Consider the following 15,736-nt stretch of genomic DNA (forward strand, 5'->3'; position numbering starts at 1 on the left):
CGGGCTCGACCGGCTGGCCGTAGACCGTGCCGTCGACGCCCCAGCCGTAGAGCTGCTGGACTTGGTTCATGAACCAGTCCGCGCCGGTGCGCGCTGTTTCGAGGCCCTGTTCAGGGCCGCCCCCAGCTGGCGGACGCGGTCTTGGACCTGGTCGTCGAGTTCCCAGCCGTCAAGCCGGATCCTCCCCGCCTCGTCCAGAACCAGCGGGGTGTGGCCCTCCAGCTGGTCCCACAGGTCAGTGGCCTGCTCGGCCGTGGTACGAAATCCGTGCTCACCGAAGACGGTGCGGAGGAAGGCGGTGTAGAGGGCGATGGAGGGGATCGCGCTGGATGCCTGGGTGACGGCTGCGCCTGCCACGACGGTGAACGCGCGGCCGTCCTTCTCTTTGAGCAAGGTCGAGTTGGTCAGGTCGCGGGCGGTCTGCTCCAGGTGCTCCTTGGCGGCGCCGATCGTGCCCTTCCGGTACACCGGCGCGGTGACCTCCGATCCGACGTAGGTCAGGGCCACGGTGGTGAACTTGTCCGCGAGGAGGTGGCGGGCGGCGAGGGCGCGCACCCACAGGTTCCAGGCGTCGCCGCCTATCACTGCGACGGTCGCCCGCGTCTCGTCGTCGGTGCCGGCCTCGATCCGGGCCCAGGACACCTTCGGGTCGGCTGCGGAGAAGTCCAACGCTGGGGCCTCGTAGGTGAAGCTGCAGCGCCACGCAAGCGAACCTGGCCAATTCTTGGCCAGCAAAGGTGGTTGGTCACGTAATAGTCGCGTGCGTCCTGGTCGCCCTCGCCACCCGCCTGCGCAGCCTCCTCGCCCGCCCCGCCTTCCGGCACCGCTGGGAACTCACCACCGGCTGGCTCTTCATCGCCATCGGCATAGCCGCCACGGCATAACGCCCAGGGCGCAGCGCGGCCATCGAGCACACGGGCTACAGCTCGGCCTTCGGCGCCTCTCCGTGGTCATCAGGCAGGACGTTCGAGGGAGGCCCCGAGTTGGGTCCAGCCAGCCGGGTCGGAGCCGCCGCCGTTGAAGCCGTAGACGCCGGTACCGCCATCGGCCTGCTGGAGGAGATCGTCGGCGTGGGAGTCGGCGGTGAGGTCGGCGAAACGGACCTGCTGGTGGGCACGGGTGGCGCCCCACGCAAACCTTGCCGAGTTGATGCTCATCCGCACGGCGGTGCCGTCAGTGGGTACACGGGCATCCACCGTCAAAGCTCGTCACCGAGGGAGCCGTTCACATGGATGTACGCGAGTATCTCGCCGCGAAGCGGGCGCAGCGGGCGCAGCGGGCGCAGCGGGGGGAGCGGACGCGGGAGACCGTAGCCGTGGTTCGGTCTCCCGCTCGTCCGGTGGTACGAGCCCTTGCGATGCTGGCCGCCTTCGTCGGGACGGTGCTGTTCAGCCTGCTCCTGGCGCGGGTGACCCTGGAGCCCTCGGCGGCTTCGGCAGGCGTGGTGCACAGCAATACCCGACCGGGCGCCTCGATCAGCCTCTACCTCGACGGGGCGTCCGTTCGGGAAGCTGTCAAACAGCTCGGCGGCAACGTTCTGCTGGGCGTGCCGTTCGGGGTGCTCCTCCCGGTCCTCATCCCGCAAGCACGCGGGGTGCTGCGGCTGTCGGCGGTGACGGCGGTGGTGATGACCCTGGTGGAACTCATTCAGGGCTCCCTGGTCACCGGACGGGCCTTCGACGTGGACGACGTCCTCCTGAACGTCGCCGGTGCGCTTCTCGGCTACCTCGTCCTCGGCCGCCGGATGGGCCGCGCCGTCCACCCGCGCCGCCACCACTGGTGGCACCGCCTGACCCGCCGCGGCGACCGTGTGCCCGCCCGCGGTTCCGGCGTACGTACGCGGCTGGTCGAGCGCACCGAAGAGGGTTCCGGAGCCAAGTGATCCGGCCACGCCACCGGCACTCGGGTGGACGGGCGCCGGGTGCACGCACCCGTACCGATGGCACGACCACTGGCCCGGCAAGGAGCCGGCTCGGTAGACGCGTCGACGCCCGTGGGGGCCGTGGCTCCCACGGGCGTCGAGCGGGAGGAGTGCCCGGCGGGTCAGGCCGCCACGGCGACCGGGGCCGAGAGTGCCGCGAGGGCCTGCGATCGGCCGTCATAAACGTCCAGTGCCCCCCTCACGGCTGCGGCCGCCAGGCTCCGGCGGGTTTCGGGGTCGGCAGCGACGACGCCCAGCGGCACGTCCGCGTACCGACACATGCGGTGGGCCCGTATGACCGTGCTGACCGCCGCGTCGCTCACCGGGCCGTCGGACAGTTCCAGTACGAGGGGCGCGGACCGGTGGGCGGCGAGGCTGCCGTCGATCTCCCACGCGGCGGCGGCCCGCCCGGCGATGTCCAGGTCGGCACGCAGACGGATGATCAGTACACCGCTCTCGGTCACCTCGAAGGGCAGCACGGGCGCTCCTATTCTCCACGACCACTGTTGTGCAGGCGCGGATACCCGCGGGACGCGGTGACATGCGTGGGGCGGACGGGGCCTCCGGCGCGGTCGGTCCTCCGGTGTGGTTCAGGGCTTCAACCCTGACCAGGGGCTCTCGTCGTCGTAGTCGGGGAACTTCAGGGTGTGGTGGACGAATGTCTGAGGCGTGTTTCACGAACCTGTTGGGCCTGACCCAGCCATGCACCGCTCGTCGTGGTCGACGGCACCTTTTTCTCGTACGTCGTCCTGAGCGACTCGAACTTCCCGGCCATGGCATCCCAGGCCGCGGCGGCCGTGCCCAAGGTGGTGAAGTCCGTGGTCACCTCGTGGTAATTCAGCATCAGCTTCGTCCCCACCGCCCAGAAGCTGCTGGTACCCGTCCCTGACGGCCAGATCCTGCTGCTGGAAGAGGAGGCCGGAGCCGCTCAGCGCATTCGCTTCGCCGGTAAGCCGGCCCAGGAGCAGCTTGACCTGGCCCGACCGGGTCTCCTCGACCGTCTGGAGGGCGGAGGCCGTCTGCCAGCCGCCGAAGGCGGTCCGGGCGGCGGTCGTCGCGGTGTCGGCGTGGTCTCCTGCACGGGCGGTGTCCGGGCACAGGACCTGCCGGATCGCCTCCGCTGCGGCCTTCTTGCCACCGGCCGAAGTCTTCAGGTCGGGCGCCCCCTCGCTGCCAGTTCCGCCGCTTGCGCCGCCATCGAGCTGTGAGACGCATCCCGGCCTGCTCGGCCCTGATCTGCGACCACTCTTCGTCAAATGACATGCCCCACCCCCCCGGTTGATCTTGATCCCCGACCCGCAGCCTACTGAGAGGAACGGCCGGCGAGCGGTCAGGTTCGTAGGTGAATGGCGGGATTTCGTTGCTACGAGGGCGCCGGCCGAACACACGCCATCGCCGGCGTGGACCATCACGGTCGGCGGCACCGCCCATGCGCTACGGGATTAGTGGTGTTCACCCACATAGTGCTTTCACCCATTGAAATCCTGGTCGGATGCCCTCCTGTTGTCTTCCATGGCAGTGAGATCTGTCGTACATCGCCAGCGGGCTTATGCCGTGCAGGGGACATTGCCAGGCCGTGTGTCGGAAGTGATCTAGTGACCTGGTTCGGAAAGTCTTCGAAGGTCGCCCGGCTTTCAGGCACAGCCATCAGCGGTGTGAAGACGCGCCGCGCCCCGGTCGCTAGCCGACGGAAAGGACCCGGTCGGGCCGACCGTTTGGGGCGATGGTCACTTCGTGGACCGCGCCTGCCTGGGTTGTCATGCGAATTCGGCCGGGAGCCGCCCACACGGTCTCGCTGAGCGCATTGTCTTCGGAGTCGCTGTTGAAGCAGCCGACACTCCAGCGGCGTTCCAGCGGTGGTTTCCCCTGGTCGACGTAGACGCACCAAACCGGGTCAAGAGAGCCGCTCCGCGCTACCACGAGCAGCTGGCGGTCGCCGCGATCGGGGGCCGGCTCAGTCTTCACCTCCTCGTCCGAGCCACCGAACGCAGCCGAGACAAAGCCGCCGAGAAGCAACGTCGGTGCGCCGATGACGAGCAGTGTGGTGATCAGAGGCACGCGCAGTGAAGACTTCGTCAGCCCCAAGAGGACTGCCCCTGTCAGCGCGGCCAGGGCGAGCCATCCCAGCAACAGGATGTACTCACGGATCCCGATCAGCAGGGTCAGCGAGCCCTCGTCTCCCGACTCAAGTCCGGCCACGGCCGTAGCACCGAGGACGACTGACACCGTCAGCAGCAGGAAGGCCGACGGCCTGCGATACCGCGTGAAGTTCATGATCCCCCGAACGACGTGGATCACGCAGCATAAGAGGTAAGGCACGGCCGAGGCCAGGGCCGATGGGCATGGGTCACAGCCACTCGTTGATGGCTGCGGTGAGGACGGTCGCCTCATAGCGGACGGCGAGCCCGGTAGGTTCGCGGCCAGCGAAGGAACGCTGCCGGCACGGGCGGCTGCCCGGCGCTGTAACCCCTCAAACGACAGGGCGCCGGCCTCGCTGTCCCACACGAGCAGTTCCCCATCGAGGAGCAAGCCGTGCGGCAACTGCGCCTCCGCAGCCGCGACGAGATCGGAGAACGCGCCTTGGACCAGAGCGCCGCGGCGGGTCTGGAGCAGCGCCCGCCCACCCGGCCCGGCCGCGGTGACACCAGCACCCGATACCCGTCGAGCTTCTGCTCGAAGGCCAGGTCGCCCGCCAGGCCGCCGGATCCGGGGACGGACTCGGCGGCCTGGGCGAGCATCGGCTCGAGGGGCGGAAGCAGAGGCACTCGGGGCGGCCTCCTTCGCCGCCGCGTCGGGCCTGGCACGCCCAGCATGACCGGCGGGCCGGGCCAAGGCCCGGCGGGCGCTGCCGAACGGGCCGGCCCTGTCGCCCGAGCGGCTGCCACTCCTGCGGCCATTCCTGTGGGTCCTTGCCCCTCGGACCTCGCCTTTGATGGGTCTCGTTATCGATGCGCCGCTGCCCGCCCTCCGCGGCACGCCTCGATCGCGGCCCGGACCCCCCAGGCCAGCCAGGCGGCCCGCCACTCCTCATGGGCCACCTCGACCAGCCGCCGTCCCGAGAAGGTGGGCCGTGACGGTCCTGGACGGCGCGGAGCTGCGGCCAGGCAAGTCGGAGCGTTTCTGTGCGTGGATCAAGTCGGCAGAGAGTAGGTATCAGTCACGGCCGGATCGCAGACCCGCCACCAACAGTCCCCCGGCGCCACGAGCCCCAGCGGGGACTCGCACAATAATTCGAACACGTGATTGAATAAGTGGATGAAGTCCTTCCCGTTCCCCGCCGACCTGATCAAGCTCCAGCAGCAGTGGACCGCCGCCTACCGGCGCCTCGCCGACCGGCCCGGGCACAGGGAAGCGGAGCTCCGGCGGGAGCTGATCGGGCTGTCGTGCCGGATCAGCGCGCACCCCTACTGGGAAGCGTCCGGATGGTCCACCGCAGGCCGGGTCGAGCTGCGTCAGGCAGCCGAGGCAGCGCAGCGCGGGGCGGTACACGCCCGTGACGGGTTCGCCGCGGCCGGCGCAGGGGCGCGGTCGAGGTGAGCGGGGTCCAGGCGCGCCTGGACCAGTGGCGGGCCGTGCGGGCCTGGCTCCAGTGGCAGCAGCGGCAGGTCGAGGAGAGGATCCGCGGCCTGGAGGCGGAGCTCGCCGCCGAGCAGTCCCGCCGGCCACTGCCGCCGCCCCCGGACTGGAAGGCCGAGTCGATACGCACGGCGGCCGGCGCCAAGCCTCTGAGGATCCACGTCGGCGACTGCACCATGGGCAAGGGCAAGCCCATCGACCGCGACCAAGCCCGCCGCATGCTCGCCGACGACATCGAGGCCTGCCCCTACTGCAACCCCGACAACGCCCTCGGCCTGCTGGACTGACCGAACCGTGCGCCTGGCGGATCTGCGGACCTCACCGGCGAGCTGGTGAAGCGGCGGGGCGGGGGGCCGGAGACCCGGATCGAGTCGCCGCCCTGGTCCTGCGGGGTGGCCTGTCTTCGACTCACTTCCTGCGGTCAACCTCTCGTGCTCTGATCTCGGGCAGCCGGTACTCGTATTTGCGGGGCCGGAGGTGTTCTTCGGCGGGTCCCACTCGGTGTTAGGTTCGTCCTGTTCTGCCCCTCGGGGCGACGTTGTCGCCCATCAGCGTCTCGGAAACGTTCTGGATCACGACGCCGCGGGTCACGTCCGGCTGGAACGGGATGATCGCGGGCGGGCGCCGGTCGAGGGTGGGGGCATGCCCCCCACGCCCCGTTCGGTCATCTATCCGCCCGATGAGATCCGCAGACGGCTCATCCTAGAGACGGCGACTCCATCGGTGGCGCCCAGCAACCTTCGGACATCCTCGACTTCCTTCAGGACGCAGGGACGGAAGACTCTGAGGGCTTCGACCGTGCCGCCGACGCCGGTGACACACCGAAGCCATGGACACGCTCCGAGACGCCGGTGGCGCAGCCGGTGAACCTTCGAGCTGACCGGAGCAGGCTCAGCACAGTACGGCCGCTAGCAGGCCGATGAACGAGGAACGGGCGGCCGAGCTGGAGGAGCTCGGGATCGTGTGGGACACCGCCAACGCCGCCTTCGAGCAGCCGGACCCCTGGCCGCCTGGCTGATCCGTCACCCCGGCGTGGAGATCATCTGCCGAGGTCCTGGTGAGTAGCGCCCAGCGCAAGGAGGTCAGCGCCGTGGGGTCCGCTGTAAAGGCTTCGGAGGGTGGCACAGCGACGGATCCAGCGCACACGTAAGGGGACCCACACCTCGCTGCGCCGCATCCTCGACTGGGCCGACCGCTACCACGTCAAGGTCATACTCGACGCCCACCAGGACGTATACGGGCCGCACTTCGGCTCCCGTGGCGTCCCCGACTGAGCCCGCATGTGGATGACAGTCGCCTCAGCCATCGGCCGGCATCCGGCGCTGCTCGGCTACGACCTGATGAACGAGCCGTTCGCGAAGTTCCTCGAGGGCGAAGACCTCCCCGCCGCCGCGGCCCGCTTCGAGGCCGGCGAGCTCACCGACATGGGGAACCGCCTTGCGCGCGCGACCCGCCTGGTAGACCAGAAGTCGTGGGTTTTCGTCGAACCCACCGTCATCGTCGGTCTCGGCGTCCCCACCCGGATGGGGCACATCGACGCCCTGCACGCCGGGTACGCGCCGCACTTCTACGACACCCCGATGGAAACCGGGGCCGCCTACGACCCCAACGGCACCTTCATCCCCGCCTACGAGGCCGCGATCAGCGACTACCCGACCCGCAACCGCATGCCGGTGATCGTCAAAGTGGGGCGCCAACCCTTACGTGGCGCACGCGAGCCAGTTCGTCACCGACGTGACGGCCTCCCTGGACCGCTTCTCCAGCGGCTGGACGGGTTGGCAGTGGTGCCGGGGCGGCGACTACTGCTTCTCGACCAGACAGGCACGGCGAAGCCGAACGCCCGGCTGCTCGTCCAGCCTTCCGCGCGGGCCGTCGCAGGTGACCCGCTCGGCCTCGCGTACGACCCCCGCCACACGCATCTACACCCTCACCTTCCGCACCCGCGACCATGCCGGGGCCCCACCCAGATCACCGTGCCCGAGGACACCTACCCCGACGGCTACCGCGTCACGGCCCAAGGCGGCCACGCCAGGTGGGACGGCCACGGCCAGACCGTCACCGTGAACACCTGGACGAGGCGGAACCACATACAAGGTCACGATCGGCCCGAGGTAACCCCACCCGATCGCTCACTCCGGAACGACACCCGTAGCCTCGCGGTCTCCTTGTACGGCCCCGGCCGCGGGCGCCGGGTGTGAACGGCCGCAGCGCCGCTCGGCGTCACGCTTCTGACCGAGCCCTGCGGGTGACTGGACGCGCTCGGTATCGCAGACGCGCTGACCGCTGCGGCCGGTCGGCGACAGCGTCACCGGACTGGGGGGCCGGACCGTGTCCATGCCTGTTTGCAGAGGACCTGCTCGACGATCCCCGACAGCAGCTGCCACGGCTTGCCGACTTCGGGACGGCCCCTTCTTTTCGTCCACTTGACGATATGAATGCCGACCGTTATCGTCATAGTGACGAAATCAGGGGGTTCATCATGGCCGACATCACCCGGCGCTTTGGCTGGCGTCATCTGCGATCCGCGCCCACCACCCACATCCGCCACCACAAGCGCGGCCGGCTCGTCCATGACGGCCGGGGGCTCAGCTTCTGGTACCGGTCGTTGTCTGCGGCGCTGTCCGAAGTGCCCGTCGACGACCGGGAGCTGGCTATGGCGTTCCACGCCCGTACGGCCGACTTCCAGGACGTCACCGTGCAGGCCACCGTCACCTACCGGATCAGCAACCCGGCCGAGGCGGCGGACCGGCTCGACTTCTCCGTGGACCCGGACACCGGCAGCTGGCGCGGCGCGCCCTTGGAGCAGATCTCCACCCTCCTCACCGAGACCGCACAGCAGCACACGCTGGACGTCCTGGCCCGGACGCCGCTGGCCGTCGCCCTGGTGGACGGCGTCGCCTCCGTACGGCAGAGCGTCGCAGCCGGTCTCGCCGCCGAGCCCAGACTCCCGGCCACCGGCATCGACGTGGTGGCCGTGCGCGTCGTCGCGATCCGACCCGAAGCCGAGGTGGAGCGCGCCCTGCGCACACCGGCCCGCGAGCAGATACAGCAGGAGGCGGACCGGGCCACGTACGAACGGCGGGCCGTCGCCGTCGAGCGCGAGCGTGCGATCGCCGAGAACGAGCTGGCCAGTCAGATCGAACTGGCCCGGCGCGAGGAGCAGCTGGTCGAGCAGCGGGGCATCAACTCGCGTCGCGAGGCCGAGGAGAAGGCGGCGGCCGACAGCGTACGGACCGAGGCCGAGGCGGCCCGCAAGGTCCGCCTGGCCCGGGCGGACGCCGAAGCTGCGCGCGAGACGGGCTCGGCGCGGGCCGAGGCCCAGGCTGCCTGGCTCCAGGTGCACGGCGAGACCGGCCCGGGCACGCTGTACGCCCTGGCGGCGACCCGGCTGGCAGAGAACCTGCCCCGGATCGAGAGCATCACGCTCACCCCGGACGTCCTCACCGGCCTCCTCGGCAGGCTCGGGCGTCCGGACCCCGGGGCGGACGCGTGAGCCTGGCCCCTCGGGCGGTGCTCGTGCACCGCAGGACCGAGTACGAGGAACTGATCGGCCGGCACGGGACACACGGGCAGGCGGCGTTCTTCCTCTCCAGCCGGGGACGCTCGATCGACGAGGTGGTCAGCCGCCACGACCGGACCCGCCAGGCACTGCGCGAGGTGGCTGCGGCCGTGCCACTCACCTGGCGCAGCTCCCAGGTGGAACGGGCGGACCTGGACCGCTTCCTGTTCGCGCCGGAGGACGTGGTGGTCGTGGTCGGGCAGGACGGCCTGGTCGCCAACACCGCGAAGTACCTCTCAGGGCAGCCGGTGGTCGGCATCGACACCGACCCGGGACGCAACCCCGGAGTCCTGGTCCGTCACCGCTGCGCCGACACGGGCGCCCTCCTTCGTGCCGCGACCGCCGGGGGACGGACGGACGACCTGACCATGGTCGAGGCCGTCGCCGACGACACACAGCGTCTTCTCGCGCTGAACGAGATCTACCTGGGTCCGCCCGGCCACCAGACGGCCCGCTACCGCCTGGGCCCCGACAGCGAGAAGGGTCCGGGCGAGGCCCAGGCGTCCTCCGGCGTACTGGTCGGCACCGGCACCGGAGCCACCGGCTGGCTGCGCTCCCTGTGGCTGGAACGCGGAGGCACCGCGCAGCTGCCCGCTCCCTGCGACCGACGGCTCCTGTGGTTCGTACGCGAGGCCTGGCCGTCGCCCGCGACCGGAACCTCAAGGGTCTGCGGCCATCTGGAGCAGCGACAGGGACTACGACTGACCGTGGAGTCGGACCGGATCGTGGTCTTCGGCGACGGCATGGAGGCCGATGCCCTGCAGCTGACCTGGGGCCAGAGCGTACGCCTGGGCATCGCGGAGACGTCGCTGCGCCTGGTGACGTGAGCGCTGGTCCGACCGGCGCCCGGTGCCGGCCGGGCCGGTTGGCCGGCCAGGATGGCGGGCGCCGCGGTCGGAGCCGGTGCTCCCGCCACCGACCACCCCGCTTTGACGACCTGCCCGGCAGCAACGGCTCGATGCAGGCCGCTGTCCTCCTTCGAGGACGCGCGCCGGCAGGTCGTTCTCTCAGCTCTTGACGGCGTCCGCGATCTGCTGGGCGCCCTGGGCGGGTGTGAGGTGCGTGGTGTCGACGACCTCGGCCTCGGCGTGCAGCCACGTGCGCGCCGCCTCGGCATGGCCCCTGCGCCGGTCACTTCGCGTCGTGCTCGGCGCCGGGTTGGCGTAGGACCAGCAGGATCAGCAGAGCGAAGGCCGCGAACGCGGTACCGGTGCGGGCGAGGTTGAAGATCTCCCAGCGATCGAGGATCTCGGCGTGATCGACGGGCGGCGAGGTGACGGCCCACCCCTTGATCCGGCCGTTGATGGGGACGTTGCCCAGCCGGGTTATCAGGAAGGAGGCCAGTACCAGCAGCCCCGCCCCGCCGGCCAGCCATCGCGGGGTGCCGCGGGTCATCACGGCGAGCGTCGCGGCGCTGAGGGCGGACAGCACCATGGCGCCCTGCATGGTGATGCCGTTCATCTCCATCAGCCGGGCGTGGAAGGCCGTCACAGGTCTGACACGGTCAGAGCTGGCCGTCTCCCGGCTCGGGAGCCAGGACCCAAGTCGAGCTGCTCGCCGGAGGGGCCGATCTCTTCGGCGAACAGGCCGACGTGGTTGGCGTAGGTGAGCACTTTGGAGAAGGCGTAGCGTGCCTGGGTCAGGCGTCCGGCGCGGGCGAGTGCCTCTACGTACAGGAAGCTGACAGGTTGAAGGTGCCCTCGGAGCCGCGCAGGCCGTCGGGAGAAGCGTCGGCAGCATGAACGCCTCGTAGGCCCCGCGAGCCGGCTCACCCCTGCCCGGCCTGGTGGTGCCGGCCGGCTTACCGGTCGAAGCCAGTTGCCTGTTCCGTCACCGAGGGCGAGGGCGGTGTTCCGATCGCCATTGCCGGCCTGCGCGCCGGTTTGGTGGAAGTCGAGGGCAGGGGTGTCGCCGAGTCCAACGGCGGTGTTCTGGTTACCGACCCCGCTCTCGGCGTAGCCGCCGTCGCCGATGATGACGGCGGTGTTGGCATCGCCCTGGACCGCCCGCGCCAACGTCGTCGCGCTATTCGTTTCGTCCAGGGGGACCGGCTCGCCGATCGCGATGGCGGTGTTGCCGCTCCCGCCTGTCGCCTCCGCGGAGCTGGATCCGCCAGAGGCGATGGCCAGAGATCCGGCACCTGTTGCCATACACGTCGCCGTGCCTGTACGCACCAGAACTCGTCCTTCGGCTGCGACGCAGCTATCCGGAGACGCCGCCGCGGCCGGCGGCGCCCACCAGACCAGCCTCAGGGTGGTGGCCGTCGCCGGCATGGCGACCGGGAGTACTGGCGGCGATCGTGTTCGTGGCCACGTCGGGCTGCACGTGGCAGCAGTTGCCGGCAGCGTCGTTCGGACCGTCGGGGGCAACGGCTCATCGGCGCTTCTCCGAGTGGACGAAGGCTAAGGTGTGGGCCAAGCTCCACCGCCTGGTCCTTGACGAGCTCGGCTCCCGCGGCGAGTTGGACTGGTCCCGCTGCGCGATCGACTCGGTGAACATGCGGGCTCTGAAAAGGGGGACCTGACAGGTCCGAATTCTGTGGACCGGGCAAGTACGGCTCGAAGATCCACTTGATCACCGAGCGGACCGCTCTGCCCCTGTCCGTCGGAATCTCGGGGGCGAACCTGCACGACAGCCAGGCTCTGATCCCCCTGGTGAAGGGCATACCACCCATCCGGTCGCGCCGAGGGCGCCGACGACGCAGGCCGGACAAGCTGCACGCCGACAAGGGCTACGACTACTCCCACCTGGCGATGGTTACGCGGACGCGGCATCAGCCACCGCATCGCCCGCAAGGGAATCGAGACCTCGCAGCGACTGGGTCGCCACCGCTGGACCATCGAACGCACCCTGGCCTGGCTCGCCGGCTGTCGACGCCTCCACCGACGCTGCGAACGCAAGGCGGAACACTTCCTGGCCTTCAGCAGCATCGCCTGCACCCTCATCTGCTACCGCAGGCTCGACAGCCAAGTGCGCCGCTAATTCGATGGCGCGCATCGAACGGTGCCCCCACGCTGGGCACCGTGGTAGAACCCAAGCACCAGATCCGCGCCCTGTACACGGCTTCCACGGTCACCGTCTACCAGGCCTACGGGCCGGAGATCGGCCTCCCCGCGGCCCGGGACGATCGCTTCCCGGCGGCCTGGCAGCGGGACCGGATGACATGGATCAAGCCCTCCTTCCTCTGGATGATGTACCGCTGCGGATGGAGCTCCAAGGCCGGCCAGGAAACCGTCCTCGCCATCGAGATCACCCGAGAAGGCTTCGAATGGGCACTGGAACATGCCTGCCTGGCCCACTATGAGCACGGGCTACATCCTGACCGCACGACCTGGAAACGCCAGTTGAAGCGGTCTCCGGCCCGGGTGCAGTGGGACCCGGAACGTGACCTCCACCTGCAGCCGCTTCCTCACCGCTCGCTGCAGCTCGGTCTCACAGGAGAAGCCGCACACCGCTACGCGGACGAGTGGACCGTCTCCATCACCGACATCACCACACTTGCGCACACGATTCACGACCACGTACGGGACGGGGACCTGACTGCAGCACGACGCCTCCTACCCGCAGAGCATTCCTACCCAGTGCCCGAAGGAGGCTTGGACCACTTGCACCGGTGAGCGGAGCCGCCAATTGAGATGGGCTCTTAGACGAGCAGACCGTCACCGTTCCGGGGACCGAGGCTGCCGCGCTGATCGTCCCGAGCCTGGCCGGTTCCCTGACCGCCGTGCTTGACCAGCGCAAACTTCTGGCCGGACGGATCGAGGAACTCCTGGAGGCCCACCCTCTTTCGAAGGTCCTGAGGTCGATGCCGGGAGTCGGCGTCAGGACCGGAGCCAGGATCCTGATCGAGGTCGGTGACGGCAGCACCTTCCCAACCGCAGGCCACCTCGCTTCGCTGACCTTGTCGGCCCCAGGGGGCGGCAGGGTCAGTCGGCGTTTTCGAACGAGGCACCGATGTTGTTCCACATGAAGGCCCTTCCAATCCGGGCGCCCTTTGGCCCAGCCATTCAGGGCGATGATCACCTTTTCATGGGAGATCGTCCTGGTCTGGTAGTGCTCTGCCGCCGTCCCGTCACGGAACTCCAGCTGATAGGTGTTGTCATCCCTCAGCCACACCTGGACATACCAGTCGCCGTCCGCCTCATCATCGACTCGCTCGACGATCACGAAGGCGTTGCCCCGCCCGAGATTCGCCACCATCCGGCTCAAGGCCGTGGGCCCCGGGACTCCTCACCTGACGACCGTGCCCGTCTCTCGCTTGCAGCATGGCCTGATCATTCCCTACAGCTCTGACACCAGTCGAAGAGCAGCCACGTCACGCCGGCTCTCCGCTCCCCACGTTCCCCAGGTTGGTTCACTCCGTGAACCAACTGGGGCGAAGCGTAGCTCTGAGGAAAATTCGGGCTGTGACCGCGCTTCCGTGTGGCTACGGCTGGGTGGGATGAGCAGGGGACCGCTGCCGCGCTGCTTCCCGCCGTCTGGAGGACCTCCATCGTCAAGCCCCCTCACCACAACGGTGCCTGCCAACCGTCTCGCGACCGTCGCGAGGCCCTGGCCAGGACGGTGGATGGACCTGGTTATGCTCCGGGTGATGCCAAGGACACCTTGATCGGCCCGGAGAGGGCCGAATACGGGTGTGCCGTTTTTTGGGGGGAACTTGAAGAGATTGAAGAGGGTGCTGGCCGGTTTGTCCGCGGCAGCGGCCCTGGTAGCCCTCACGCCCAGCCCGGCGCAGGCCGTGGAGGGCGATGGTGGGCCGGTCAAGCGCGAGCTCAAGGTGCTGACGTGGAACATCTGCGGTGAGAACCTCGTACTGCGCGGCAGTGCACCCGGGTACTGCCCGCACCGGCCCGACGTCGAGGGCAAGGCGAAGAAGGTCGCGGAACTGGCGACGACGCACAACGCCGACGTGATCATGCTGCAGGAGGTCTGCGGGTACCAGGGCGACGTCAATGCCATGGCGGTGCGCAAGGCGCCGCGTGAACCAGGGGACACGTCGCCGTTCCCGGGCCTGAACAGCAAGAGCCACATGGCGTACCTGCAGCAGCAGCTCCCCGGGTGGACGTTCGCCCACGCGCCCGGATTGAGGTCGACGGACAAGGAGTCCTACTGCCGCAACTCCACTTCGCCCGGATACGGCGAGATCGGCGGAGAACGCGGCGTACTCATCGCGGTCAAGGGGGCGCTGCAGGACGTCCGGCGGATCGAGACGCTCCCCGGAGACCCCGCGGGCAACTCCCAGCAGGCAGTCTGCGGGCGGCTCACCGGATGGCCGGATCTGCTGTGCACCGCGCACCTGTCGGCCTCCAGCAACTCGGACCAGGCGAAGCAGGTGGCCGAACTCAAGAAGCAGCTCGGCGGAGACTCCTGGGCGCCCGACGTGGTGATCGGCGGGGACCTCAACGGCAGTCTGACGGACCCTGACCTGGCCGGGCTGACCGGAGCACTGGACCCCTGCGAGACGGACAAGCACACCGCGCAGACCTGGGCGCCCACCGCCTCGGCGCCGAGCACGTGGTCCCTCGACCACTTCTTTGCGAACAAGTTGAACGCCGGTACGCGTTGGCTCGGCTCCTCCTGCGAGGTGGACCACGCGGCGCTGGACCGCACCCACAACCTGGCCGGCACCGAGCCCGACGGATGGTCGGACCACGCCCCGGTCATCGCCACCCTGCGTCAGGCCCCGGTGCCGGGCGCCCTGGTCCCAGGCGACATGACCGGGGACGGCAAGCCCGACCTCGTCGCCGTCGACAGCGACGGAGCCCTGCGTCTCTACGCCGGCCGCGGGGACGGCAGCATCACCACCCCGCCCCAGAAGATCGGATTGGGCGGATGGACAGGCGCTTCCGTCGCGCACCGGGGCGACTGGAACGGTGACGGCCGGGAAGACCTGCTCGCCCGAGTCGGCAGCGAGCTGCGCGTCTACCCCAACCTCGGCGCCGGCACCCTCGGCAGTCCGGTGCGGGTCGCTTCGGGGCTTTCCTTGAACGCCACGGTCGCCGGAGTCGGCGACCTGACCCTTGACGGCGTCCCTGACGCGGTCGTCTCCAACTCCGGCAAGCTGTACCGGTACAACGGCAAGCGCAGCTCCGAACCCGCCGTCGAGGCTCCCGTCGAGATCGGCAGTGGCGGCTGGGGGGTCATGGACATCAGCGGCGCGGGTGACGCCAACCGGGACGGCCTGCCGGACCTGCTGGCCCGGCAGCGCAGCGGGACCGACGAGGGCAAGGTGTGGCTCTACCCCGGGCGAGCCGGCGGCGGCTTCGGAGCCCGTACCCAGTACGGCTACGGCTACACGACGGACGTCCGCCCGCTGATCGCAGGCGCGGCCGACGCGGACGGCAACGGCATCGCGGACATGTGGGCCACGACGTCGGATGGAACGGGCCGGCTGCTCTTCTACAAGGGCGCCACGAACGGCTCCGGCCATCCGATCGACGGCTCCGCCGAGGAAGTCGGCGCCACCAGCTGGAACACCGCGATCAAATCCATCAGCTGAGCGTTCTGCCCACGTGGATACGCCGTACACAGCGGCGTGCCGCCACATCCTGACCACACCCCCCTGTAAGGGCCCGGCGGATTCTTGGCGGTTTCTAGGGATCGTCGCAACACGTAGTCGGTTTGATCAGGTCGCGAGGAGTTTACGCAGGCGCTCGGCTGGGGTTTCCCAGTCGAGCGTT

General features: G+C 69.4%; 16 protein-coding genes and 4 pseudogenes. 12 read left to right on the plus strand and 8 right to left on the minus strand.

The annotated features are described in order from the left end of the window. Window positions 1–66: 66 nt before the first annotated feature. Window positions 67–669 carry a hypothetical protein gene (locus AB0D44_RS25760; RefSeq protein ID WP_362595116.1) on the minus strand — a complete coding sequence of 201 codons (603 nt, stop codon included), beginning with the start codon at window positions 667–669 and terminating at the stop codon, window positions 67–69. Window positions 670–737: 68 nt separating this feature from the next. Between AB0D44_RS25760 and AB0D44_RS25765 the strand changes: the two genes are divergently transcribed. Then, window positions 738–884, plus strand: coding sequence for a hypothetical protein (locus AB0D44_RS25765; RefSeq protein WP_362595117.1), 147 nt, complete (start codon window positions 738–740; stop codon window positions 882–884). A 69-nt stretch (window positions 885–953) separates the two neighbouring features. Here AB0D44_RS25765 and AB0D44_RS25770 read toward each other — a convergent pair whose 3' ends face one another. Continuing rightward, window positions 954–1,157, minus strand: a complete 204-nt coding sequence (locus tag AB0D44_RS25770) for a hypothetical protein (RefSeq protein WP_362595119.1) — start codon at window positions 1,155–1,157, stop codon at window positions 954–956. A 71-nt stretch (window positions 1,158–1,228) separates the two neighbouring features. Here AB0D44_RS25770 and AB0D44_RS25775 point away from each other — a divergent pair, with 71 nt between their 5' ends. Further along, the gene (locus AB0D44_RS25775) at window positions 1,229–1,882 is read left to right on the plus strand and encodes a VanZ family protein (protein WP_362595121.1); all 654 of its coding nucleotides are present in this window, start codon (window positions 1,229–1,231) and stop codon (window positions 1,880–1,882) included. A 161-nt stretch (window positions 1,883–2,043) separates the two neighbouring features. Here the strand turns inward: AB0D44_RS25775 and AB0D44_RS25780 are convergent, their stop codons facing one another. The 3 genes from AB0D44_RS25780 to AB0D44_RS25790 all read right to left on the minus strand — a co-directional run bounded on the left by AB0D44_RS25780 (window position 2,044) and on the right by AB0D44_RS25790 (window position 4,219). Further along, window positions 2,044–2,400, minus strand: coding sequence for an STAS domain-containing protein (locus AB0D44_RS25780; RefSeq protein WP_362595123.1), 357 nt, complete (start codon window positions 2,398–2,400; stop codon window positions 2,044–2,046). Between the two features lie 161 nt (window positions 2,401–2,561). Continuing rightward, window positions 2,562–2,780 carry a hypothetical protein gene (locus AB0D44_RS25785; protein WP_362595125.1) on the minus strand — a complete coding sequence of 73 codons (219 nt, stop codon included), beginning with the start codon at window positions 2,778–2,780 and terminating at the stop codon, window positions 2,562–2,564. A gap of 821 nt (window positions 2,781–3,601) precedes the next feature. Further along, window positions 3,602–4,219: a hypothetical protein gene (locus tag AB0D44_RS25790; RefSeq protein ID WP_362595127.1), complete on the minus strand. Its 618-nt coding sequence runs from the start codon at window positions 4,217–4,219 to the stop codon at window positions 3,602–3,604. A 957-nt stretch (window positions 4,220–5,176) separates the two neighbouring features. Between AB0D44_RS25790 and AB0D44_RS25795 the strand changes: the two genes are divergently transcribed. The 6 genes from AB0D44_RS25795 (at window position 5,177) to AB0D44_RS25820 (ending at window position 9,883) form a co-directional block, all read left to right on the plus strand. Further along, the gene (locus AB0D44_RS25795; protein WP_362595129.1) at window positions 5,177–5,458 is read left to right on the plus strand and encodes a hypothetical protein; all 282 of its coding nucleotides are present in this window, start codon (window positions 5,177–5,179) and stop codon (window positions 5,456–5,458) included. Continuing rightward, window positions 5,455–5,784, plus strand: coding sequence for a DUF6233 domain-containing protein (locus tag AB0D44_RS25800; RefSeq protein WP_362595131.1), 330 nt, complete (start codon window positions 5,455–5,457; stop codon window positions 5,782–5,784). Before AB0D44_RS25795 ends, AB0D44_RS25800 begins: the two co-directional genes overlap by 4 nt. A gap of 831 nt (window positions 5,785–6,615) precedes the next feature. Further along, window positions 6,616–6,771, plus strand: a complete 156-nt coding sequence (locus AB0D44_RS25805; RefSeq protein WP_362595133.1) for a hypothetical protein — start codon at window positions 6,616–6,618, stop codon at window positions 6,769–6,771. 12 nt (window positions 6,772–6,783) lie between these two features. Further along, a complete protein-coding gene (locus tag AB0D44_RS25810; protein WP_362595135.1) occupies window positions 6,784–7,695 on the plus strand; it encodes a hypothetical protein in 912 nt (303 codons plus the stop codon). 281 nt (window positions 7,696–7,976) lie between these two features. After that, window positions 7,977–8,990 carry an SPFH domain-containing protein gene (locus AB0D44_RS25815; protein WP_362595137.1) on the plus strand — a complete coding sequence of 338 codons (1,014 nt, stop codon included), beginning with the start codon at window positions 7,977–7,979 and terminating at the stop codon, window positions 8,988–8,990. Further along, on the plus strand, window positions 8,987–9,883 hold the full coding sequence (locus AB0D44_RS25820) for a hypothetical protein (RefSeq protein ID WP_362595139.1): 897 nt from the start codon (window positions 8,987–8,989) through the stop codon (window positions 9,881–9,883). Before AB0D44_RS25815 ends, AB0D44_RS25820 begins: the two co-directional genes overlap by 4 nt. Before the next feature lie 180 nt (window positions 9,884–10,063). On the opposite strand, the pseudogene AB0D44_RS25825 reads toward AB0D44_RS25820, so the two are convergent. The 3 genes and pseudogenes from AB0D44_RS25825 to AB0D44_RS25835 form a co-directional block, all read right to left on the minus strand. Beyond that, a pseudogene (locus AB0D44_RS25825) lies at window positions 10,064–10,174 on the minus strand (ATP-binding protein); the annotation flags it as partial. A gap of 13 nt (window positions 10,175–10,187) precedes the next feature. Beyond that, window positions 10,188–10,547 (minus strand): DUF1772 domain-containing protein, encoded by a 360-nt coding sequence (locus AB0D44_RS25830; RefSeq protein WP_362595141.1) that lies wholly within the window; start codon window positions 10,545–10,547, stop codon window positions 10,188–10,190. A gap of 56 nt (window positions 10,548–10,603) precedes the next feature. After that, a pseudogene (locus AB0D44_RS25835) lies at window positions 10,604–10,785 on the minus strand (glycoside hydrolase family 15 protein); the annotation flags it as partial. A 508-nt stretch (window positions 10,786–11,293) separates the two neighbouring features. On the opposite strand from AB0D44_RS25835, the pseudogene AB0D44_RS25840 reads away from it, so the two are divergent. The 4 genes and pseudogenes from AB0D44_RS25840 to AB0D44_RS25855 all read left to right on the plus strand — a co-directional run. Continuing rightward, window positions 11,294–12,038, plus strand: a pseudogene (locus AB0D44_RS25840) (IS5 family transposase); the annotation flags it as partial. A 41-nt stretch (window positions 12,039–12,079) separates the two neighbouring features. Continuing rightward, window positions 12,080–12,673 (plus strand): DUF4291 domain-containing protein, encoded by a 594-nt coding sequence (locus AB0D44_RS25845; RefSeq protein ID WP_362595143.1) that lies wholly within the window; start codon window positions 12,080–12,082, stop codon window positions 12,671–12,673. 26 nt (window positions 12,674–12,699) lie between these two features. Beyond that, window positions 12,700–12,951: pseudogene (locus AB0D44_RS25850) on the plus strand (transposase); the annotation flags it as partial. 792 nt (window positions 12,952–13,743) lie between these two features. Further along, window positions 13,744–15,555: an FG-GAP-like repeat-containing protein gene (locus AB0D44_RS25855; RefSeq protein ID WP_362595145.1), complete on the plus strand. Its 1,812-nt coding sequence runs from the start codon at window positions 13,744–13,746 to the stop codon at window positions 15,553–15,555. Window positions 15,556–15,736 lie beyond the last annotated feature (181 nt).

Origin of the sequence: Streptomyces sp. NPDC048349, from assembly GCF_040651925.1 — a bacterium.
Lineage (GTDB): Bacteria > Actinomycetota > Actinomycetes > Streptomycetales > Streptomycetaceae > Streptomyces.

What these genes read in the sequence shown, in the direction of transcription:
- AB0D44_RS25815 (WP_362595137.1), top strand. Translation starts at nt 7,977, where the DNA reads ATGGCCGACATCACCCGGCGCTTTGGCTGGCGTCATCTGCGATCCGCG.
- AB0D44_RS25795 (WP_362595129.1), top strand. Translation starts at nt 5,177, where the DNA reads ATGAAGTCCTTCCCGTTCCCCGCCGACCTGATCAAGCTCCAGCAGCAG.
- AB0D44_RS25810 (WP_362595135.1), top strand. Translation starts at nt 6,784, where the DNA reads ATGACAGTCGCCTCAGCCATCGGCCGGCATCCGGCGCTGCTCGGCTAC.
- AB0D44_RS25775 (WP_362595121.1), top strand. Translation starts at nt 1,229, where the DNA reads ATGGATGTACGCGAGTATCTCGCCGCGAAGCGGGCGCAGCGGGCGCAG.
- AB0D44_RS25770 (WP_362595119.1), bottom strand. Translation starts at nt 1,157, where the DNA reads ATGAGCATCAACTCGGCAAGGTTTGCGTGGGGCGCCACCCGTGCCCAC.